Consider the following 20505-nt stretch of genomic DNA (forward strand, 5'->3'; position numbering starts at 1 on the left):
TCTCACCTCCTGTATCTTCTGAATGCACTTACAAGCAGCTGCTGAGGAAGCTCCGGATCAAGAAGCTCCGGAATTTCATTTGGTGAAAGATAGTCGCCGCCTTTTTCCCGGACAACCAGCTGTCTTGCCCCGTCAATGATCTTTCCGGGTTTTACGTCTCTCGGACAGCGCTCCACACAGGCAAAACAGGAAAGACATTTCCACAGAGATGCTGAATTTACAAGTGCTTCGATATTTTCATTGATCACGTAGGACACAAACTGATGAGGCTTGATATCCATCTCGTCAAAGGATGGGCAGGTAGCAGAACATTTGCCACACTTCATACATTTCAGAGGATTAGTCCCGCTGATCTCCTTTATTTTTTCCGCAGCAGAATGGTTATCTCTCATTTTGCCACCTCCTCTTTGACGCCAAGGGCTTCTGCCAGAAGCTCTGTAAAATAGTAAACCGGCAGTCTGTTTCCGGCATTTTTATTCAGATTATATTTGCACAGTGGACAGGCAGTGATCAGCATATCTGCGCCAAATCCGGCTGCACTTTCTTCGATCTTTTCACACATATTCTGTGACATTTCTTTTTCTTTCAGGGATATATATCCTCCACAACATTCATTTCTGTAAGGATAGATCACAGGCTCAGCGCCAAGGGCACGGATAAAATCCTCCATGATCCTTGGATTTTCCGGATCATCAAATGCCATGATCTTTCCAGGTCTCAGAAGCAGACATCCGTAATAGGCTCCGATCTTCTTTCCGGTAAAAGGATTTACTACTTTTTCTTTCAGTTTATCAAAACCGACTCTGTCCCGGAGAACCTCCAGATAATGGAGAACGGTTGTCTCTCCTTCATAGGGAGCTTCCAGCTGCATGTAATTGTTGGCTCTGGTCCGGATATCTTCCACATTTTTCATATCATCATTGACACGCTTGATCACATGATGACAGGCAGAACAGATCGTTACCAGATCCTGGCCCTTTTCTTTTGCCTGGTTCAGCGCACGGACAGAGGAAAGCTTTGTGGCGATCTCATCTGTGCCAAGTGGATAAACACCACCGCAGCACTGCCAGTTTTCGATCTCCTCAAGCTCAAACCCAAGGGCTGTGGCACTGGCTCTGGCATACTCATCCAGATCCCTGGCCTTTGTTCTCAGGGTGCAACCCGGATAATAACTGTACTTCATACCTTTCATTATCCTTTCTTAATCTAAAAATCTGACGGTTAAAATGGATCTAATTCTTGTTTTGTATTGTTTATTTTTTAACAATGCAAACGTAAAAAAAGGAAATCCCACTAACACTTACTTGAGAATATTTCTTAAAAGCGCTCAAATAAAAGAGGTAAAACACCCTTCCTCCGCAAATAAGAAGTGTATTAGCTCGATTTCTTGTACATCATAACATGATATTCTTATTTTCACAATAGATTTTCCGTATTTTTTTGTGTTTTTTTTAACACACTTTTGAAAAATCTTCTCATTTCTGATGATACTGTATAATTTCCTTCAGCATAAAAAGCTCCGGATTTCTCCGAAGCTTTTTCCATAAAATCATCTCACTCTACATTCCATATTCTGCAGATCATTGACTTTACACCAGACATCTATCAATCTTATACAATTAGTAAATAATGATCGGATACCCAGCATCGATCGTTTCATAGATCAGTTTCGCCTGATCTTTTGGCAGGTTAATACATCCATGACTTCCGTTTGTCTTATACCGGTTTCCGCCAAAGGAAGACTGCCAGGAAGCATCGTGAAGTCCCTGTCCGTAAACAAAAGGCATCCAGTAATTAACTTTTACATTATATCCATACTCAGCACTTGTCAAATTGTACGGACTTGCCTTGTAAGCGATCGGCCATGCACCTCTGTATGTCTCCCTGCCCTTCACAGGCTTACCGCTGACAATATCCGTTTCTGTCACAAGATTCCCATCTTTATACAGCCACAGATGCTGCGCATCCAGGCTGACTTCTATGTAACTGCCTGCCAGATCATCAGTACCGTTTCTCTGATAGCCGGAACTGCTGTAGATCGGATCACGTGTTACTGCTGTTCCGCTTTTTAAGTCTTCAAGAAGCTGTGTCACTTCTGCATCCTGATCAATACGATATCCGTATTCGTTGCCTTCAATGGTCACATCTGTTCCTGTTGATGTGTGAAAAGTACGCGGCACATAAATCGTATTATACTTGTTTGCAAGATCACTGATATATGTCTTAACAGCATCCTCATCAACACTGAGTGTCTCTCCCTCAGCTTTAACCCAGGAACTGATGGTATCGGAATCCAGCAAAACTGTCTCACTTCCAAATGTATATGTAACTGTAGTACTTCGATACTTGCTCAGCTGGTCGTTCAGGTTTGTAACCTTTACTTCCATGTCATCTGTAGCTATCGCAGACGGGCTTATATACACATGTTTATTCACAGGTACTGTAACTGCATCTCCCAGAATTGCTGTGTCGAAAGCCGCATTCAGTGTGGTTTCCACCATTGTCTGGAGTTTATCTTCATCAATCTCAGTTCCCTGTTTCTGCTTTACAAGGATAAATTCTTTTTTGTCCTGATCATACCGGATTTCTGCATCTGTGGAAGCCTTTCGCTTTTTATCTCCGAAATTCGAAAGATCCAGTGCCTGTTTTTCCTGTTCTTCATTTTCCTCGATCTGATATTCCAGATCCACATTCTCTTCTTTTGTAAAAATCTTCCTGTTCTCTTCCCTCTGTTTCTGAATATCTGTCAGCTTTGAAAGAAGATCTTCTTTGTTCAGGCTATATCCCAGATCTTTCAGTGTGGTTCTGTAAACTTCCTGGTCATCTTCCTGAAAAGTTACCTCTCTGTTCTCAAAGGAAGCAACAATCTTGTCTTCTGCCTCCTGAGCATTTAATCTGGAAACATCCAGCCCGTTCACGGAAATTTTCCTGCCCAGTGTATTGTGATCTGCCATATAAGTATAGCCCAAAAGCCCGGCCACAGCTGCGATCACTGCCACAATACAGATTCCAAGTACGATCTTAAGTGTCTTTCTGCTCATGATAGATTTTTTATCCATACTCTTATCCCTCGAGTCTTATGTATTATATGTTATGTTTCCATACTGATTGTTATTATAATATATGCTATTCCTGTCTTCTGTAAAGAGCATTTGTCCTTCCGGACAAAAAGAGACAGACTCCACCTTACGAAATCTGTCTCTTTCATACCTTCTTCTATATTTCCATTATCAAACAGAACTAACTATCTGTTTTTAGGTCTGATCCTGCATTCCTTATTCAGGCAGCACGATTTTACCTGCAACTGCGCAGGCTGCTGCTGTTTTCGGAGATGCCAGATAAATCTGAACCTTGGAAGTACCCATACGCCCCAGGAAGTTACGGTTGTTAGTTGCCACAACCTTTTCACCATCTGTCAGGATTCCGCCGGTTCTTCCGCAGCAAAGCCCGCAGCCTGGATGTGTGATGATCGCGCCTGCCTCAGCAAGAGTATCCAGAATACCAAGTTCAATGGCCTGACGGTAGATTTTGCGGCTTGCAGGAGTTACGATCAGTTTCACAAAATCTGATACTTTTTTTCCCTTAAGAACTTCAGCTGCTGCCATCAGATCCTCAAGCCGTCCGTTTGTACAGGAACCGATAAATACCTGATCAATGGTCTCGCCCTGAAGCTCGCTGACATCACGAATCTTGTCCACCTGTGACGGGCAAGCCATAACCGGCACAAAATCCTCAGCCTTGTAAGTCATAGTTTTCATATAAACAGCATCTTCATCACCGATAAGATTTTTCTGATAGTCGTCAAGCTCAACATCACAGTAAGCAGCTGTCTTTTCATCTGGTGTGAAAAGAGCACATTTTGCGCCGGCTTCAATTGCCATATTTGACATCGTCATACGGCTTGCAACAGACATGTTCTCAATAGTGCTTCCGGAAAATTCCAGTGCACGGTATGTCGCACCATCTGCACGCAGATCACCGATGATGCGGAGAATAATATCCTTGGACATGACATTCTCCGGAAGTTCTCCGTTGATCACGATCTTAATTGTCTCCGGAACTTTGATCCACATGGTTCCTGTTCCCAGGATGCTGGCCATCTCTGTATATCCGATACCGGAAGAAAATGCGCCGACACATCCATAAGTTGTGGTATGGCTATCTGTGCCGAATACGACGTTGCCAGGTTTTACATATCCTGCCTCTGTCATCAGCTGATGGCAGATACCGTCACTTCTATGTACATTTTTCATTCCATATTTCGCTGCAAAAGCATCTCCAATATGGAAATGTCTGGTGTCATCCTGCTGGCTTGCAGGTACAAGATGGTCGTAGATTAGAACAACTTTGTCCGGATCCCACAGTTTCTGAAATCCCATCTCCTCAAATTTCTCCGCTACAAACGGAATAAAGATATCATGGATCATTACTCTGTCAACATTGACAGTCACGATATCGCCAGGCTTTACTGCCTTGCCTGTATTATGTCTGATAATTTTTTCAATGATCGTCTCGCCCATTTCTTCTCTCCTCTCCGTTTGTTAATCCAGACCGTTCAGTTTTCGCATGGCTTTTACAAGTCCGCCAGCCTGAATAATATCCATCAGATTCTCCGGAAGAGAAGCTATCGGGTACTGTTTTCCATTGTGGTCTACATGCTCGTTCATCACAACTGTAACTTCGTCTCCCTCTTTCACATCGTCGTGAAGATCCGGCTGCTCAATAAGGAGAAGGCCGTTGTTGATGGAGTTGCGGAAAAAAATACGGGCAAAAGATTTCGCAATGACACACTGGATTCCCAGTGCTTTGATGATCTCCGGTGCCTGCTCTCTGGATGAACCGCAGCCGAAGTTCTTTCCTGCCACAATAATGTCACCTTTCTGGATCTGTCCTGCCAACTCCGGGCGAAGAGGACTAAATCCATACTGCTTCATATCGTCAATGGTTTTCAGTGCAAGGTACTCAGTCGGGATAATGATATCGGTGTCGATATCATCTCCAAGTACCCACACTTTTCCTGTAAATGCTTTCATATGTATATCTCCTGTTTATTCCGTTCCGTATCCTCATGCAAAAGTTTTCTGTCTGCCCTGTTATAAGAACCCACGCCGAAACGGATCATCCTCTGATAATTTCTGAATATATTGTGTCAATCGGATATTCGCAATCCGCTTTCGCTACTTGCTCATAACCGAATAACTGCTCCGCAGTTTATCAGGAGGGGCTTGTACCCCTCCTGATACAAGTAAGTCCCACCCACTGCTTATTGCTCCTCGCAATTGAAGCAGGGGACTTACTTGATTCGGTTAAATCTTTTCTGAAACTCTTATACTCTGTCAGCAGTTGCGATCTCGCCTGCAATGGCAGATGCTGTAACGGTTGCAGCAGATCCCAGGTAGACCTTGGAACTTGGATGTCCGGCACGTCCCTTGAAGTTACGTGTTCCTGTGCTGATCAGAACTTCATTTTCACCGATAACCCCCTGGCAGCTTCCCCAGCATACACTGCAGTTCGGATTCATAACAATAGCTCCTGCTTCCATAAAGATGTCAATCAGGCCTTCTTTTAATGCCTGGCGATAAATCGTCTGGCTTGCAGGAACAACCAGAAAACGAACGCCCTCTGCAACTTTTTTGCCCTTGATCACCTCTGCCCCTACACGGAGATCTTCAATACGTCCATTGTTGCAGGAACCAAGGAATGCTTCGTTGATCTTAATTCCGCATGTCTCTTCCGCCGAAACTACGTTATCAACAAAATCCGGTTTCGCTACAACAGGACGAACTTTGGAAAGATCAAAGGTGTACTCTCTTGCATAAACTGCATCCGGATCACTGTGGTATACAGCTTTTGGCTCACGGCCATGCTCTTTCAGATATTCCAGAGCCTTGTCATCTGCTTCAAAAATACCAGTCTTCGCACCGGCCTCAACAGCCATATTGCAAAGGGCCATACGGTCACTGATGCTTAATGTCCTTGCACCCTCACCTGTAAACTCCATAGCCTGATAATTACATCCGTTTGCTCCGATCTCGCCGATAATGGTAAGGATCAGATCTCTTGCGTAAACACCTTCCGGCAGTTTCCCTGTCAGATTAAATTTTACAGTTTCCGGAACCATAACCCAGGAAGTTCCTGTTACCATTCCGTAAAGAAAATCTGTACATCCCACACCGGTACCGAATGCACCAAGTGCACCATAAGAACATGTATGGCTGTCAGCACCGAAGATCAGCTGTCCCGGACGGACATAATTCTCAATCATGATCTGGTGGCATACACCCTTACCTTCCCAGAAATCAATATTGTTTTCTCTTGCAAAATCTCTCATTTTTTTCTGGGATGCTGCTGTTTTCGGGCTGTCAGACGGTACATTGTGGTCTACGATAAACACAAGCTTCCTGGTATCTGCAATGTGCGGATTTTTTAATTTATTATTGTACATATCAACAGTCAGATGTGTGGTTCCGTCATTACTCATCAGATGATCCAGCTGTACCGTATAGATATCTCCAGGTTTTACACTGTCCACACCTGCTGCCGCTGCAATGATTTTTTCTGCGATCGTCATTCCCATCTCTTATTCCTCCTCTCTGTTCAAAGAAGCGATAAGGCCGCCCTGATTCAGTATATTCTGCATGTATTCCGGCAGTTTTGTGCAGGAATAAGTTTTTCCGTTGGCAACTGCTGTTCCCTCGGACATATGAAGCTCCATAGTATCTCCTGTCTTCACATCATCCGGAAGATCCTTACAGACAATAGCTGGAAGTCCGATATTGATCGCATTACGGAAAAAAATACGTGCAAAAGATTTCGCAATAACAGCTTTTACTCCAAGTGCTTTAAGTACACCTGGTGCCTGCTCTCTGGAAGATCCGCATCCAAAGTTCTCTCCTCCGACTACGAAATCTCCCGGTTTTACCTTCTTGGAAAAATCCGGATCCAGTGATTCAAAAGTATGGCTCTTCATCTCATCCAGATTCGGCAGAAGCAGATACTGGGATGCAATGATCTGATCTGTGTCAAGGTCATTATGAAATTTAAAAATAGTTCCCTTATCCATAAAACAAGTTCCTTTCTGATCGTTATCCATTTTTTGGGTCACTATTCATCTGTGCCCCATTTCGTTTTTTATTCTAACACAAAATATCATATAATTAAAATGTATATTTTTAATACTTATTATAACTTCAGGTTATATAATTATGATTTTTTCTATTTTCCCGTAATAAGTGCAAAATATCCCCAGTCCCAGAGCAGTTCCTCAAAACTGTTCTCCAGATATTCCCGGATATCGGCCTCCTCATAACCTGTCATTCTTGTGATCACCACAATATAGTCCCGGACAGTTTCATAATCCAGTTCTTTACAGTTATTTTTCTGCCAGCTCAGAAAAACCGCCTGACGAATAGCCGCATATTCCATACCGATCCACTGCATATGAATAATGGCATCCTCCAGAGTTCCCTCCGGTGTAAGAAGATCTGAATAGATCTCATTTGCCAGAAAGCATCGGATCAAATCCTGATATCCTGCAAATTCCCTGCGGAATTTTTCCCAGGCTTCCTCCATCTCGTCTCCGTCATATTCTTCGGATAATTCCTCCGCCAGCTCGATCACAGGATCCAGATATTTCTGATAAAGCTCTTCTTTCCGGTAATTTACAGCCAGATCCTGAAGAATCTCGTTACATTCATCCATGGTATCCAGTGAGGGAAGCTCCACCTCACGAATAGCACTCCCAAGCTGACAGACTGTTTTCCGGGAAAAATAATCTTCTATGATTTTAATAAATACAGCATCCTGGCAAGCTGCATTCCGATGAAGCTCTTTCAGAATGTAAAAGCTCTCCAGAAGTGCTTCCTCCGGTGATTTCTTTGTATCCATCAGAAGCTCTGTTAACTTTCTCCTGATCAGAAAAAGCGATTTTAGTTTTTCTGTTGGAATTTCCGGAAATACAATATTTTTCTTTTTATTCCAGATATCCAGAACAGCCGGACAGCACGGCATCATAGTTGCTTCTTCGTGCCCCTTAAAAGTATGGATCTCCCTTGGAAAGATCTGACAGGTTTCAGAAAGTACCTGGTCTCCATATGCACTTACCAGTCTGCAAAGACGGCTCTCCGCAAGAAAAGGACAGTCATGATCTTCTGTCATTTTCATGATCCTGCTTCCTTCTTTTTTTATTGTGTAAGCCTGCAGGCTGCTTCTGTGACCCGGCACATCTTCCGGCGGCTGGACAGCTTTCCATTTTCTGTAGGTCACATCATCTACATTAATCTTCCATTCCCTGCAGCAGCTGATGGTACATTTATCTGCAATACAGGAAAAGTCATCATAGTAATCTGGCTTTAATAAATCCATATTTCCTCCGTATTCTTGCTGTTCTATGATCTCTGTTCAGAAACAGTTTTGTTATACAGTCTCTCCCAAAAGCTGGCTGTGTACCTTCCGTCTTACAAACCAGAAACAGCTCACCTGCATAATGATCGTAAAAATCCAGGATGCCGGGTAAGAAATAAAAAGTACCTTCAATGATCTGTGTGCCGGGAAAATTCCGAATATCCATACGATTCGGAGACCGACTGTTCCGATGATCGACAGGATCATGGGTACACCGGAACGTCCCATTCCACGCAGTGCCCCCGGAAACAGGTCCATCTGCCCGCAGAGAAAATAAGTAACTGTGGTATAGGCAAGGATCTCCATTCCGCATTGAATAACCTTAGCGTCTTCTGTATAGATTTTCAGAAGCTGCGGACCGAAAAAGTATGCACCACAGCCCATGGCAAAGGATATGACAAAAGACAGTATCATACAGTCAACAAGTACCCGGTCCATCCGTTTCGGTTTTCGGACACCATAATTCTGGCTGGTAAAGCTCATGCAGGCCTGAGTAACTGAGTTTACAGACACATACAGGAATCCGAAAATGTTGTTTGCTGCAGTATATCCTGCCATTGCAATGGAACCGAAAGAGTTTACAGAGGACTGAAGCAGCACATTGGAAAAATTAATCACTGTGCTCTGGATTCCTGCCGGAAGTCCTACCTGGAATATCTGTTTCAGATATTCCGGCTTTATGGACAGCTTCGAAAAACGCAGCTGATAGCTTCCCTCTGTCTGACACAGACATCGGAGGACAAGGATACAGGAGATCAGCTGAGAAATCACAGTTCCGATTCCAACACCTGCCACACTTAAATGACAAACGATCACAAAAAACAGATTCAGAAGCGCATTGGCACAGCCTGAAATGATCAGAAAGGCCAGTGGTCGCTTGGTATCTCCCACTGCACGCAAAATTGCAGCACCATAGTTATACAGCATAAAAAACGGCATTCCCAGAAAATAAATACGCATATAAAGAGTGGAAAGATCGATCACATCCTCCGGCGTATCCATCAGCTCCAGGCAGATTCTGGCAAAAACCACTCCCAGAAATGCCATGATGATCCCGCTGATCAGAGCCAGCAGAATCGATGTATGTACTGTTTCTGACATTTCTTCATCTTTACCGGCAGCATAAAATCTGGCTGCCAGCACATTGGCGCCAAGAGAAATCCCGATAAAAAGATTGGTAAACACATTGATCAGCGCTGTGGTGGAACCTACTGCCGCCAGTGCCTCACTTCCACTAAAACGTCCGACTACCACGATATCCACTGCATTGAACATCAGCTGTAAAATACCGGACAGCATCAGTGGCAATGAAAACGAGATCAGCTTGTCCATGATCGATCCATTGCACATATCGATCTCATACTTGTTTTTTTTCACGATTTCATCTCCCATAATCATACTTAGATGAAAACATTATAGCACCTTTCGCTGAAAAGCTACAATGAAATTATTTCTATGAAGAATATGCAGCCGCTGCATAAAATACGCAGCCGCACAGTAACGTGTATTTATCATTTTACTATCGTTCCAGAAGTCCTGCATCCCGAAGGTTTGCAAGAAGTTCATTAAAATCCTCCACAATATCATCTACTGTTGTTGCATTTCCCACAGCAGCTGCCGGGGTTACTGTTCCGGCCGGACCTGTTGCTCCAGCTTCTCCTGCAGGGCCGGTAGCTCCTGTTGGACCGGTGGCTCCCGTTGCTCCCGTTGGACCGGTAACTCCTGCCGGACCGGTTGCCCCAGTTGCTCCCGCTGGACCAGTGGCTCCCATTGCCCCCGTTGGGCCGGTAACTCCTGCCGGACCAGTAGCTCCCGTTGCTCCTGTTGGGCCGGTAACTCCTGCCGGACCGGTTGCTCCCGTATATCCCTGTATTCCCGGCTCCCCCTGCGGTCCCTGAGGACCCATAGGCCCCGGAACTCCCGGACAGCCTCTGGGACCGGTTGGTCCTGTAGGTCCCACAGGACCCGGACAACCTCTTGTTCCACATCTGTCACATCCACAGGAACTATGATTTCCATAACAGGACATACAGGACAAATCCTCATGACTGTCCTGCTGCATTTCCATTTCCTTACGTTTTCGATGCATGAACAGCATTCTGCGATCACCTCATAAGAAAATAACTTTCCCTACAGTATATGACAGCAGCATTTACCTGTGCATACGACTCCCACAAGCCTGCACCCTGCCAGGACAATAAAGATATCTTTCTTTTTATACCAGACCATATTTTTCCCGAAAATATTTCTGGTTATACAATACTCCAGGATCTTCCGGTTTCTGTTCTCTCGCCTTCTTATGAAAAAAGAATGCCTGCTCCGGGCATCCCATCCTATCATAACAAACGCAAAGCTGCATATACGGCACAAATCCATGGCACTCAGCCATAAAAAAACCACCTTTTTTCTTATCTGTCGGCACAGTAAGCGCCTGCCCGTACCAGTAGGCAGCCTGTCTGTGCAGCTCTCTTTCCAGAAAAATCCCACCGACCTCACAGCAGATTTCTGCCCTCGGCACATCCATAGTCAGACTATAAAGAAAAGCTTCCAGTGCGTTTTTTTGTTCTCCCATTTTCCGGCAGCACTGTCCAAGTACATAACAGGCATCTATCTTATTTTCCAACCATCCAGACGGATTTTTCAGCAACTCCACCAGCACAGCCTCTGCCTCCGAATACCGCTGATGATAATACAGTTCTCTCCCGTAATAAAGCTGATGTCTTGGTTCCAGTTTTTCTCCTTCTGCCAGCATTTTTTCATAGATCTGCAAATTCCTGTCCGGATCTCCCTGCACACATTTCCGGTGCTGAACTTCGATATCTGAATAAAAAATATTTCCCCTTGGCATTACCGCCTCATGTACTCTTCCACTCCACCGAAATCCCCCGGAAGTCTTCAGAATCCTTTCCCGGTAATAGGAAAACGTTGTCTTCCCATCAGTATCAAAGCCAACCGCATATTCCATCATCACTACATCAGTCTCTCCATCCAGAGCTGCCTTCAGCTTCTTCATTTTTTCCAGATTTTCCTCATTCATGACATCATCCGCATCCAGCCACATCCAGTAATCCGTGCATACTTTTTCCACGAGAAAATTCCTTGCAGCAGAAAAATCATCACACCAGACAAAATCAAATATCTGCGACGTATACTGTTCTGCAATTTCTTTCGTTCTGTCCGAAGAACCTGTATCCGCAATCAGAATCTCATCCATGATTTCAGAAATGGGTTTCAGGATCCTCTCCAGCACAGCTTCTTCATTTTTTACGATCATACAAAGACTGAGAGAACTCATATTTAATAATCGACCTTCATAACTTTATAAAATCTATGTACCTCTCTTTCGTTGTATGCCCTCTGTCATTTTTCCCACATAAATTAAGAGAGCCTTATGTCGGCTCTCTTACCTGTTTTGTCTGATGTTTTTTCATTAAATCAATCCGTTGCCTTAGCCTTCGGATAAATCTGCTTCATCCTGTCATCATCAAAATGTGTATCTACCCATTCCAGGACTGTATTCTCCGTTACAATTCCTTTAGCCCTCTGATCGTAACGCACAAGAGCCATGGAAGAAACAATAATATTAACAAACATGAAAACTGTCAGCATCCATGTAATGATCTTTCCAGGAAGAACAGGAATCTTCTCGATCCATGCAGATAAAACAGGATACACTTTTTTAAACCAGATCACAGCCGCAATTCCCCAGAAAAAGCAGTACAGAAGATTGATCCTGCCACCCAGATTAAACGGAAGCTCACTGTAGTCCCAAAATACTTTTCCAAAAAAAATCTCTGTAAACACACTGCAAAGATACTCATAACCACCGCCAAGCAGTGTTCCCATCATAAAAAGAAAACTGTCACTGTGGTCTTTATATTTATAAAGAAGCAATGTTACAAGAGCCAGTGCCAGTCCCCACACAATGCTGAACGGCCCCCAGACAAGACTGCTCCGGCTCATCCAGTATCCCATGGTGGCACGGCAGAAAATGGTCTCTACAATATCTCCCAGAAAAGCTCCGATGATAAACAGAAGCATGAGTTTATAAAAGCCGCACCCCTCTGCAAAAACACCTTCCTCTTCAGATTTCTCTGCTTTCCGGACCTTCTTTACTTTCGGATAAGCTTTCCGAATTCTTTTTTCGATCCACTGCGTGATCAGGAAGTTCAAATGATCGCTGACTTTATCCAGCTGTTCATTGGCTGCTGCCCACTGTTCCAGATTGGGACCTTTTTTTATCAGAAGCAAAAATGACGCTGTGATATCTATCGCCATTACTGCCATCAACACCAGCAGCAGAATATGCATCAAAAGTGTCGGCAGAAAAGAAAGCAGTTTCCATGTCAGGGCATTCCCCCATGTCACGCTCACAAATCCGAGAATACCCCATAAAAAAGATGCCGGAAAACAGATATATCCATCCAGGTTCCATTTTACATCAGAATAATCCCACCATCTCTCCTTAAAAGCCTTCTCGATCAGATGCCCGCCAATCCATTCGATCACCGTCGCATAAACCATCGAAAACAAAAACAGCCAAAATCCTGTCAACTCCTGTAAGCCCACCGAGATCAGCACTGCTGTAATACCATACATCACACAGAATGGACCGTTTACCAGACCTCTGTTTGAAAACTTTCGCTGCCGCAGTGTGGCTGTTACTGTCTCCAGAATCCATCCCAAGAATGAATATAAAAAAAACAGCCACAGCAATTCATACCCTGAAAAAACTCTCATTTGTACTTTCTCCTGTTGTCATTCTCTGTTGTAACATTTTTATCAGAGTATATCATAAAGCAATATACTTTCTCAACAATACCCTGGCGTTTTCTTTTATTTTACAGAAGTACTTAATTTTAACTTTTTTCCTTCAGATTTTTATATTACAAAAATCATATCACCAGCTGCAGTATATCCTCTATATGTTCTGCAAGATGATCTGCCCCATTCAGTTCCCCTTTCTCACCATATCCATACAGACATCCTATAAATGGGCTTTTGCAGGCTCTGGCACATTCCAGATCCTGCCTCCTGTCTCCGACCACCAGATAAGGGCCACTATATTCCCGGATAATTCCCTGCACAATTTCTGTCTTTGGACGGAATCCGTATGATTCACAGTCATAAAAACGGTCAAACCATCGTTCCATCCCAAATTCCTTCCAATGTGCCTCACGATATGAAGCTTTACAGTTACTTAAGATCACAAGGTGATATCCCCGGTTCTTCAAAGCTGTTAACATCTCCTCTGCTCCCGGATACCACACTGCCTTATGTTTCCTGATCTGTCTTACCATCAGGTCTCCTACCATCCTGCTTGCCTGCTCTTTATAGCTCTGATCCAGCTCCGGCAAAAATGTATTCCACATCTCCTTACTGTTAAGTCCCAGCCAGCCGGCAATTTCCGCCGAGCCTATCTCCCGTTCTTCTACAGCCTTCTGTTTTGTCAGCCACTGATAGGTTTCACGAAATGCCGGTTCATAGATTCCAAGGGTATTATGGATCGTTCCATCATAATCGAATATGATCGTTTTTGTCATCATTTATTTTCCTGTCTTTTAGAGCTGCTTCATCAGATTGACCATCTCGATTGCAGATAACGCGCAGTCATAACCTTTATTTCCCGCTTTGCTTCCTGCACGCGCAATAGCCTGCTCGATATTTTCAGTTGTGATCACTCCGAATAAGACCGGGATTCCTGTTGCAAGTTCAACCTGTGCGATTCCCTTAGCAGATTCATTGCATACCAGATCATAATGTGAAGTATCTCCACGGATGACAGCTCCCACGCAGATAATTGCATCATATTTTCCTGACTGCGCCATTTTCTGTGCTGTAATCGGAATCTCAAATGCTCCCGGTACCCATGCTGCAGTAATATTCTCTTCTTCTACTCCATGTCTTACCAGTCCGTCGACTGCCCCTCCCAATAATTTATTCACAATGATCTCATTGAATCTCGCTGCCACGATACCAACCCTCATTCCCTCCGGTGCTACTACTTTTCCTTCTACTAAATTGATCTGTCTCATTTTTTCTTCCTCCTGATATTTGCTGTTTTTTATAAATTTATTTCTTTAAAAATATGACCCATCTTTTCCTGCTTCGTCTTCATATACTTCCGGTCATACTTTTGTACCGGAATCTCCAGAGGTACTCTCTCATTGATCTTCAGCCCGAATTCACCAAGTCCATAAACTTTATCCGGGTTATTTGTCAGTAATCTTAATGATTTCACACCAAGGTCTGACAGTATCTGTGCCCCGACCCAGTACTCTCTGAGATCCGGTGCAAATCCTAACTTCACATTAGCCTCCACAGTATCGTATCCCTGTTCCTGAAGCGCATATGCTTTGATCTTATTGATCAGTCCGATTCCTCTGCCTTCCTGTCTCATATACAGAATGATTCCTCTGCCTTCCGCCTCTACCTGGCGCATTGCTGTCTGCAGCTGCAGGCCGCAGTCACATCTGAGTGATCCGAATGCATCTCCTGTCAGGCACTCCGAATGTACCCGGCAAAGCACATCCTCACCATCTCCTATATCACCTTTTACCAGTGCCAGATGGTGCTCTCCTGTAATGTCATTGATATATCCATACATTTTAAAATCACCATACTGTGTTGGGAGGTTTGCAGCTGCTTCCTCCTTTACATGCTTTTCATGTATTCTTATATAATCCTGCAGATCACGGATGGTAATAAATGTAAGGTTATGCTCTTTTGCCATTTCCCATAGCTGTGATGTACGCATCATCGTGCCATCTTCTTTCATAACTTCACAGCACACACCACATTCTTTCAGCCCGGCAAGTCTCATAAGATCTGTCGTTGCCTCTGTATGGCCATTCCGTACCAGAACCCCGCCTTTTCTGGAAATAAGTGGAAATACATGTCCTGGTCTTCTGAAATCCTCCGGTTTCGACTCATCATCCACACACTTCATAATGGTATAGGAGCGCTCTGCTGCTGAGATACCGGTCGTTGTATCTGCGTGATCCACTGCCACGGTAAATGCTGTACTGTGATTGTCCGTATTTTCAGCAACCATCGGTGGAAAATTCAATCTCGCTGCAAGTTCCGCACTCATCGGTGTACAGATAAGACCCTTTGCATAGGTCGCCATGAAATTAATATTTTCCCTGGTCGCAAACTCTGCCGCACATATCAGATCTCCCTCATTTTCTCTGTCCGGATCATCTGTGACCAGAACTATTTTACCTTTCTTAAGATCCCTAAGTGCCTCTTCAATTGTGTTGTACTGATAGTTTTGTGACATACTGTATATCCTCCTGTTCTAAAATCCGAATTCTTCAAGAAACTCCATCGTAATTCCGGATTCTTTTTTCTCTTCTTCGTTTTTTTTGATGCCAAGCAGTTTTTCTACGTATTTTCCGATCACATCATTTTCCAGATTAACCAGATCCCCCGGCATTTTTTCCAAAAGAGTTGTTTCTTCTCCTGTATGTGGAATGACCGAAACCTGAAAACCAACTTCATCAATCCTTGCAACTGTCAGGCTGATCCCATCAATGCAGATTGATCCTTTTTCCACGATCAGATGCAAAATCTGTGGTGATGTCTCAATCGATACCCAGATGGCATTTTCTTCCCGGAGCATGGAACGTATCACACCAGTCCCATCAATATGGCCACTTACTATGTGTCCCCCGAACCTGCCATCTGCAGCCATTGCACGTTCCAGGTTTACCTGGCTTCCGGTTTTGCAGCTGCCAAGACTGCTTCTTCTGATCGTCTCTGCCATCACATCGGCGGTAAATCCGTCCGGCTGGATCGACGTAACTGTCAGACACACGCCATTCACGGCAATGCTGTCACCGATTCTTGTGCCTTCCAGTACCTTCCTGGCTTTCACTGCCAGGATCCCTGATTCCCCTGTCAGCTGTATATAACGGACTTTTCCTTTCTCTTCTACGATTCCTGTAAACATAATTCCTCCTGTTTTTTCTCACACACCTGACATCTTATCCGGATGTCCTCACCGATCTGACAGATATCTGTATATCTCAGTTCCACTGCTTCAGACGGCAGTTCAACTCCAATACCTTCTACCGGTGTCTTCCCAGCCACACCGCCAAACAGCTTTGGTGCCACAAAAGCCTGTACTTCCTTTACAATTCCAGCTCGCAGTGCGCTGTCATTTAACGTACCGCCTCCCTCCAGAAGGATGCTGTCAATGCCTCTGTTTCCAAGATCTGTCATCAGCTTCTTAAGGTCTATCTGATTCTTTTCATCCGGACAACAGATGGTTTCAACTCCCATGGTATGTAATATTTTTATTTTCTCTTCTGTATTTTTCCAATCTGCATAAGCCACGATCGTCCGGTATTTTCCCGCACTTTTTACGATCTGACTGTCCGGCGTGATCCTGAGCTTACTGTCGCACACAATCCTGACAGGACTTTTCCAGCCTTCTACCCGGACGTTTAACATCGGATCATCTGCAAGCACAGTTCCAATGCCTGCCATGATCCCCATGTACTGATGCCGCATATGCTGTACTTCTTTTCGTGCAGCTTCTCCGGTGATCCATTTTGATGCCCCTGTCTTCGTTGCGATCTTCCCATCCAGTGTCATGGCATACTTCATCACTACATACGGAGTCTTCGTAGTAATATAATGGAAAAACACCGGGTTCAGCTGATCACATTCTTCTCTCATAAAATCTTCAACTACTGTTACGCCGGCTTCCCTTAACATCTGTACACCTTTTCCTGCCACTTTCGGATTCGGATCTCTGGAACCGATCACCACTTTTCTGATCTTCTGTTCAATGATCGCTTCCGTACATGGAGGTGTTTTACCATGATGACAACAAGGCTCCAGCGTAACATAAATCACCGCACCTTCTGCTGATTCTGTAAGAGAAGCAATTGCATTACGTTCCGCGTGAAGTTCTCCATACTTTTTATGATAGCCTTCCCCAATGATCTTTCCGTCTTTTACGATCACTGCCCCTACCATCGGATTGGGATTCGTCCAGCCTTCTCCTTTTTTGGCCAGCTGAATCGCCCGAAGCATATATTCCTGATCCGTCATTTCTATTCCTTCTTTCTTATTCCTGTTCTTTGCCTGGTATTTCGAAAACGATGTACCAGATACAAAAAAAGCCTGCAGAAATATCTGCAGGGTGGAATTAATCTGTTACATATGATCGATAAATGAATGTCTGATTATTTCCTACATAAAAAGCTCTGAAATGGATCACCATCTCAGAGCTCTGATACTACATTCATTCATACAAAAATCAACTGTACTATCATCTTCTTCCATCCAGACTGTACTGTCGGCCCCGGAATCTCACCGGATCATACCTTTCGGCTCGCGGGCTTTACCGCCGGTAGGGAATCTCACCCTGCCCTGAAGATATCTTTTTGTTCATTTTAATACTTTATCTATTATTTGTAAAGCAGAATTTTTATTTTACGCATTTCACATTTTTCTCGGGAGTTTGACAGTTGAATAATCAAAACTCACTACAATCCTTCTACAAACTCAACTGCATTTTTTATATCTTCTTCATCAGGGTGCCCTTTTGCAATACCACCTACCAGTTTAAATGGACCAAATGTGTCATAGCCCTTGCATCCGAATTTTCCTATCACTTTAGAATGCTTCTTGTCCAAAATCTGCTCTATGGATTTATAATTCGCACTACCACCATAAGTACAAATCAGAAATATCTTTTTGTCGTTCGGTAAGTTTTTCTCTGCAAAACCCAACATTGACTGATGAAATTTCGAAAAATAGATTCCTGATGCAAACCCAATCATATCATAACTGCTCAGATCTGCATCTGGCTGGTTTACAGCATCAATCAAATCGACCTGACACTCTTCTGCTATGCTTTTTACTAATTTCTCTGTATTTCCATGATGTACAGATGCATATACGATTGCTTTTCTCATTTGTTTTCCTTTCCAGTTCTTCCCACACCTGTTCATAGACCTCTGTCAGATAACTGACCGCAGACCTGTAGATATCCAGTATCTGTCGGATCGGAATATTCTGTTTTCGTAATTCTACGCTATAGCCGGATGTAATTTTCATAGATGCTTCCTAACCTTTCTGTTCTACATTGGCGCAAGCAAGTACTATTTGTTCTGATTTATTATAACCCATACTATGTACAATAAAACGCACTTTTCTTCTACTTTTTATAAAGAATATGATTCGTATCACACATCAATGTGGTTGGAATATTATATTTCTCTGCTATTGTTTCGATAATGCCCACTACCGGACACGCATCTGCATTTACAAATATCTGCACTAGTGTCTCTCCATTTCTTTTTGAATCCATGTCATAATTACATCTACTAGATATTCCTGCTGCACTTGACTTAGTTCCTTTTCCGGTTGCATTTTATGCCACTTACGGATGCACTCTCTGCAACATGTTGCCGTTGCATGTTGTGCAATAAATACCGGATGACCACGCATTGGTGTCTGCTTGCCATCATTTGCTATATATGCCGGAGCTTCTCTCTTTGCGATAAAGTCCTTTGCATGTTGTCTGATTGTATCCAGTCCTTTTTCATTTATGTAGTCAATATCTTTCTGTTTCAGATGGAAACTGCTTCGGAACTTGGAATTATCCAGTCGCTCAAATAACTGCTTGTACCATTCATCCTTCGTCATATCATCACCACAAATCGTATTGTTTCATAGTTTCTGCATTTCGATATTCATGTTTCTCATAATATCCTATCAACTTCCCATCATCTCTGAGTGCCACCATATAAACATCTTTATTCTGTTTTTCATTGTGAAAAGTATAAACGATATTATGACTTTCATCAACTGCAAACCAGTCCACTACCTGCTGTATTTTATCTCTTGATTCCGGATTATGACACTCTAACAGACTTCTTCCAATAAGTTTATCGCCATCTCCCTTCGCATAGCTGATAACAGCTGCCGGATTCATGTAAATAATCTCATGCTTAAGATTGCATATAACAACGGATGCCCTGTCCTAATCAACAATACTTTTCGCCATTTTTGTTGCCCTTAGAACTTCACTTCTTCCGGTTCATGTGTAAATGATGAAAATGTAGCTGTCGCATTCTTAAAATAAAATACCTCTGTATTTCCATCATCTGCTGAGTACATATTCTGTAAAGATGGATAAGCATCAAGCATAGACTGTCTTGCTTCTCTTCTATCATCTTCTACAAGTTCTCCTGCTACACGAAGCCACTCTCCATTCTTAAATGCACAGATTTCCACCTTTGGATTTGCATGAATCTGTTTTGAAACATCTTTCACCTTTCCGGTCTGAATATACAGTTTTCCTTCAAAAATATGTGCTGTTCCAAAAGGTCTTACCCTTGGCTGGTCTCCTTCCATTGTTGCCAAATAATATGTCTCTGCTTCTTTTAAAAAATTTACTACTCGTTCCATGGTATAAGCCTCCTGTTATTAAAATCTGTCAATAATAGAATTATACCACTATTTCCACTTTTCGCCAAACACAATACCATAGATTTTCTCAGACATAAGCTATTGTCCAGACTACAGTAACTCGGGAGTTTGACAGTTAAATAATTAAAAATCACCCTGCCGGCCTTATAAAACCTGCATTTTTTATGTCAAATTTTACGTTTTTATATGTACTTGTTTATAATAGTGTAGTGTAATAAAAGAAAAAAGGATTTATTTATCATGTATATCGCAATCACAGGCAGTAAAAATAATAAAGATGTATATATTTATCGTTCTTTCCGCAAAGAAAACGGAAAAGCCTCTTCATGTATTTATAAAAAACTTGGGAAGTACAATGCCCTTCTGGAACAGTTTGATGGGAATGAAGACAAGTTGATGGTGTGGGAAAAGGAACAGGCAGCAAAAGAAACAGAACTTTATAAGCAGCATACCGGAAAAGTGTCTGTAGAGTTCTCCAAAGCGGCAACTTTTATACAGCAGACCAGATATTGGAAATATTACGCTCTATGCAAATGACTCTGCTGAACACAGCGAGCGGATATATCCCCTCTTATACAAGAACCGAACTAACCGATGCCTTACATAAAATATTTGATTTTAGAACGGATCATGAATTCATTACTAAAGCAG

Annotated in this window: 21 protein-coding genes, 2 pseudogenes and 1 riboswitch; of the genes and pseudogenes, 1 reads left to right on the forward strand and 22 read right to left on the reverse strand. The window is 43.1% G+C overall.

The window, feature by feature from the left end; genetic code table 11:
• Positions 1-2: 2 nt before the first annotated feature.
• From HFM85_RS01935 to HFM85_RS02035, 22 genes and pseudogenes are all read right to left on the reverse strand, one after another.
• Positions 3-392, reverse strand: a complete 390-nt coding sequence (locus HFM85_RS01935; RefSeq protein WP_015524685.1) for a 4Fe-4S dicluster domain-containing protein — start codon at positions 390-392, stop codon at positions 3-5.
• Entirely contained in the window at positions 389-1183 is a 795-nt protein-coding gene (locus tag HFM85_RS01940) for a CoB--CoM heterodisulfide reductase iron-sulfur subunit B family protein (protein WP_173737223.1), read from the reverse strand. Before HFM85_RS01940 ends, HFM85_RS01935 begins: the two co-directional genes overlap by 4 nt.
• A 436-nt stretch (positions 1184-1619) precedes the next feature.
• Positions 1620-3059, reverse strand: a complete 1440-nt coding sequence (locus HFM85_RS01945; protein ID WP_173737222.1) for a L,D-transpeptidase family protein — start codon at positions 3057-3059, stop codon at positions 1620-1622.
• A 216-nt stretch (positions 3060-3275) separates the two neighbouring features.
• Positions 3276-4520, reverse strand: coding sequence for a 3-isopropylmalate dehydratase large subunit (locus tag HFM85_RS01950; RefSeq protein WP_173737221.1), 1245 nt, complete (start codon positions 4518-4520; stop codon positions 3276-3278).
• Positions 4521-4541: 21 nt separating this feature from the next.
• On the reverse strand, positions 4542-5033 hold the full coding sequence (locus HFM85_RS01955) for a LeuD/DmdB family oxidoreductase small subunit (RefSeq protein ID WP_119240947.1): 492 nt from the start codon (positions 5031-5033) through the stop codon (positions 4542-4544).
• 293 nt (positions 5034-5326) lie between these two features.
• On the reverse strand, positions 5327-6577 hold the full coding sequence (locus HFM85_RS01960) for a 3-isopropylmalate dehydratase large subunit (RefSeq protein ID WP_173737220.1): 1251 nt from the start codon (positions 6575-6577) through the stop codon (positions 5327-5329).
• Between the two features lie 3 nt (positions 6578-6580).
• Positions 6581-7063: a LeuD/DmdB family oxidoreductase small subunit gene (locus HFM85_RS01965; RefSeq protein WP_021978214.1), complete on the reverse strand. Its 483-nt coding sequence runs from the start codon at positions 7061-7063 to the stop codon at positions 6581-6583.
• A 152-nt stretch (positions 7064-7215) separates the two neighbouring features.
• Positions 7216-8364: a flagellin lysine-N-methylase gene (fliB, locus tag HFM85_RS01970; protein ID WP_173737219.1), complete on the reverse strand. Its 1149-nt coding sequence runs from the start codon at positions 8362-8364 to the stop codon at positions 7216-7218.
• A gap of 51 nt (positions 8365-8415) precedes the next feature.
• Complete coding sequence (locus tag HFM85_RS01975; protein WP_334297439.1) at positions 8416-9795, reverse strand: MATE family efflux transporter; 1380 nt, start codon at positions 9793-9795, stop codon at positions 8416-8418.
• 127 nt (positions 9796-9922) lie between these two features.
• On the reverse strand, positions 9923-10501 hold the full coding sequence (locus tag HFM85_RS01980; protein ID WP_173737217.1) for a collagen-like domain-containing protein: 579 nt from the start codon (positions 10499-10501) through the stop codon (positions 9923-9925).
• 117 nt (positions 10502-10618) lie between these two features.
• Positions 10619-11698, reverse strand: coding sequence for a tetratricopeptide repeat-containing glycosyltransferase family 2 protein (locus HFM85_RS01985; RefSeq protein WP_173737216.1), 1080 nt, complete (start codon positions 11696-11698; stop codon positions 10619-10621).
• Positions 11699-11838: 140 nt separating this feature from the next.
• The gene (locus HFM85_RS01990; RefSeq protein ID WP_173737215.1) at positions 11839-13143 is read right to left on the reverse strand and encodes a putative ABC transporter permease; all 1305 of its coding nucleotides are present in this window, start codon (positions 13141-13143) and stop codon (positions 11839-11841) included.
• Positions 13144-13298: 155 nt separating this feature from the next.
• Positions 13299-13949, reverse strand: a complete 651-nt coding sequence (locus HFM85_RS01995) for an HAD family hydrolase (protein WP_243873783.1) — start codon at positions 13947-13949, stop codon at positions 13299-13301.
• A 15-nt stretch (positions 13950-13964) separates the two neighbouring features.
• Complete coding sequence (gene ribH, locus HFM85_RS02000; protein WP_173737214.1) at positions 13965-14438, reverse strand: 6,7-dimethyl-8-ribityllumazine synthase; 474 nt, start codon at positions 14436-14438, stop codon at positions 13965-13967.
• Between the two features lie 29 nt (positions 14439-14467).
• On the reverse strand, positions 14468-15685 hold the full coding sequence (locus HFM85_RS02005) for a bifunctional 3,4-dihydroxy-2-butanone-4-phosphate synthase/GTP cyclohydrolase II (protein ID WP_173737213.1): 1218 nt from the start codon (positions 15683-15685) through the stop codon (positions 14468-14470).
• 18 nt (positions 15686-15703) lie between these two features.
• On the reverse strand, positions 15704-16357 hold the full coding sequence (gene ribE, locus HFM85_RS02010; protein ID WP_173737212.1) for a riboflavin synthase: 654 nt from the start codon (positions 16355-16357) through the stop codon (positions 15704-15706).
• On the reverse strand, positions 16339-17466 hold the full coding sequence (gene ribD / locus HFM85_RS02015; RefSeq protein ID WP_119240721.1) for a bifunctional diaminohydroxyphosphoribosylaminopyrimidine deaminase/5-amino-6-(5-phosphoribosylamino)uracil reductase RibD: 1128 nt from the start codon (positions 17464-17466) through the stop codon (positions 16339-16341). The genes ribE and ribD overlap by 19 nt, the downstream gene beginning before the upstream one ends.
• A 218-nt stretch (positions 17467-17684) precedes the next feature.
• Positions 17685-17799: riboswitch (FMN riboswitch) on the reverse strand.
• Positions 17800-17903: 104 nt separating this feature from the next.
• A complete protein-coding gene (locus tag HFM85_RS02020) occupies positions 17904-18335 on the reverse strand; it encodes a flavodoxin family protein (protein WP_173737211.1) in 432 nt (143 codons plus the stop codon).
• 251 nt (positions 18336-18586) lie between these two features.
• Positions 18587-18700 (reverse strand): annotated as a pseudogene (locus tag HFM85_RS16825) (YaiI/YqxD family protein); the annotation flags it as partial.
• Positions 18700-19068 (reverse strand): DUF4186 domain-containing protein, encoded by a 369-nt coding sequence (locus HFM85_RS02025; RefSeq protein ID WP_173737210.1) that lies wholly within the window; start codon positions 19066-19068, stop codon positions 18700-18702. The pseudogene HFM85_RS16825 and the gene HFM85_RS02025, both read right to left, overlap by 1 nt.
• Positions 19069-19072: 4 nt before the next feature.
• Positions 19073-19357, reverse strand: coding sequence for a fatty acid/phospholipid synthesis protein PlsX (locus tag HFM85_RS02030; protein WP_243873784.1), 285 nt, complete (start codon positions 19355-19357; stop codon positions 19073-19075).
• Between the two features lie 83 nt (positions 19358-19440).
• The gene (locus tag HFM85_RS02035) at positions 19441-19833 is read right to left on the reverse strand and encodes a pyridoxamine 5'-phosphate oxidase family protein (protein WP_173737209.1); all 393 of its coding nucleotides are present in this window, start codon (positions 19831-19833) and stop codon (positions 19441-19443) included.
• A 261-nt stretch (positions 19834-20094) separates the two neighbouring features.
• Here HFM85_RS02035 and HFM85_RS02040 point away from each other — a divergent pair.
• A pseudogene (locus HFM85_RS02040) lies at positions 20095-20340 on the forward strand (IS1634 family transposase); the annotation flags it as partial.
• Positions 20341-20505 lie beyond the last annotated feature (165 nt).

It is taken from the genome of Blautia schinkii (assembly GCF_013304825.1).
In the GTDB taxonomy this organism is placed as follows: domain Bacteria; phylum Bacillota; class Clostridia; order Lachnospirales; family Lachnospiraceae; genus Blautia_A; species Blautia_A schinkii_B.

What these genes read in the sequence shown, in the direction of transcription:
- HFM85_RS01935 (WP_015524685.1), bottom strand. Translation starts at nt 392, where the DNA reads ATGAGAGATAACCATTCTGCTGCGGAAAAAATAAAGGAGATCAGCGGG.
- HFM85_RS01940 (WP_173737223.1), bottom strand. Translation starts at nt 1,183, where the DNA reads ATGAAGTACAGTTATTATCCGGGTTGCACCCTGAGAACAAAGGCCAGG.
- HFM85_RS01945 (WP_173737222.1), bottom strand. Translation starts at nt 3,059, where the DNA reads ATGGATAAAAAATCTATCATGAGCAGAAAGACACTTAAGATCGTACTT.
- HFM85_RS01950 (WP_173737221.1), bottom strand. Translation starts at nt 4,520, where the DNA reads ATGGGCGAGACGATCATTGAAAAAATTATCAGACATAATACAGGCAAG.
- HFM85_RS01955 (WP_119240947.1), bottom strand. Translation starts at nt 5,033, where the DNA reads ATGAAAGCATTTACAGGAAAAGTGTGGGTACTTGGAGATGATATCGAC.
- HFM85_RS01960 (WP_173737220.1), bottom strand. Translation starts at nt 6,577, where the DNA reads ATGGGAATGACGATCGCAGAAAAAATCATTGCAGCGGCAGCAGGTGTG.
- HFM85_RS01965 (WP_021978214.1), bottom strand. Translation starts at nt 7,063, where the DNA reads ATGGATAAGGGAACTATTTTTAAATTTCATAATGACCTTGACACAGAT.
- fliB (WP_173737219.1), bottom strand. Translation starts at nt 8,364, where the DNA reads ATGGATTTATTAAAGCCAGATTACTATGATGACTTTTCCTGTATTGCA.
- HFM85_RS01975 (WP_334297439.1), bottom strand. Translation starts at nt 9,795, where the DNA reads ATGGGAGATGAAATCGTGAAAAAAAACAAGTATGAGATCGATATGTGC.
- HFM85_RS01980 (WP_173737217.1), bottom strand. Translation starts at nt 10,501, where the DNA reads ATGCTGTTCATGCATCGAAAACGTAAGGAAATGGAAATGCAGCAGGAC.
- HFM85_RS01985 (WP_173737216.1), bottom strand. Translation starts at nt 11,698, where the DNA reads ATGAGTTCTCTCAGTCTTTGTATGATCGTAAAAAATGAAGAAGCTGTG.
- HFM85_RS01990 (WP_173737215.1), bottom strand. Translation starts at nt 13,143, where the DNA reads ATGAGAGTTTTTTCAGGGTATGAATTGCTGTGGCTGTTTTTTTTATAT.
- HFM85_RS01995 (WP_243873783.1), bottom strand. Translation starts at nt 13,949, where the DNA reads ATGATGACAAAAACGATCATATTCGATTATGATGGAACGATCCATAAT.
- ribH (WP_173737214.1), bottom strand. Translation starts at nt 14,438, where the DNA reads ATGAGACAGATCAATTTAGTAGAAGGAAAAGTAGTAGCACCGGAGGGA.
- HFM85_RS02005 (WP_173737213.1), bottom strand. Translation starts at nt 15,685, where the DNA reads ATGTCACAAAACTATCAGTACAACACAATTGAAGAGGCACTTAGGGAT.
- ribE (WP_173737212.1), bottom strand. Translation starts at nt 16,357, where the DNA reads ATGTTTACAGGAATCGTAGAAGAGAAAGGAAAAGTCCGTTATATACAG.
- ribD (WP_119240721.1), bottom strand. Translation starts at nt 17,466, where the DNA reads ATGACGGATCAGGAATATATGCTTCGGGCGATTCAGCTGGCCAAAAAA.
- HFM85_RS02020 (WP_173737211.1), bottom strand. Translation starts at nt 18,335, where the DNA reads ATGAGAAAAGCAATCGTATATGCATCTGTACATCATGGAAATACAGAG.
- HFM85_RS02025 (WP_173737210.1), bottom strand. Translation starts at nt 19,068, where the DNA reads ATGACGAAGGATGAATGGTACAAGCAGTTATTTGAGCGACTGGATAAT.
- HFM85_RS02030 (WP_243873784.1), bottom strand. Translation starts at nt 19,357, where the DNA reads ATGAATCCGGCAGCTGTTATCAGCTATGCGAAGGGAGATGGCGATAAA.
- HFM85_RS02035 (WP_173737209.1), bottom strand. Translation starts at nt 19,833, where the DNA reads ATGGAACGAGTAGTAAATTTTTTAAAAGAAGCAGAGACATATTATTTG.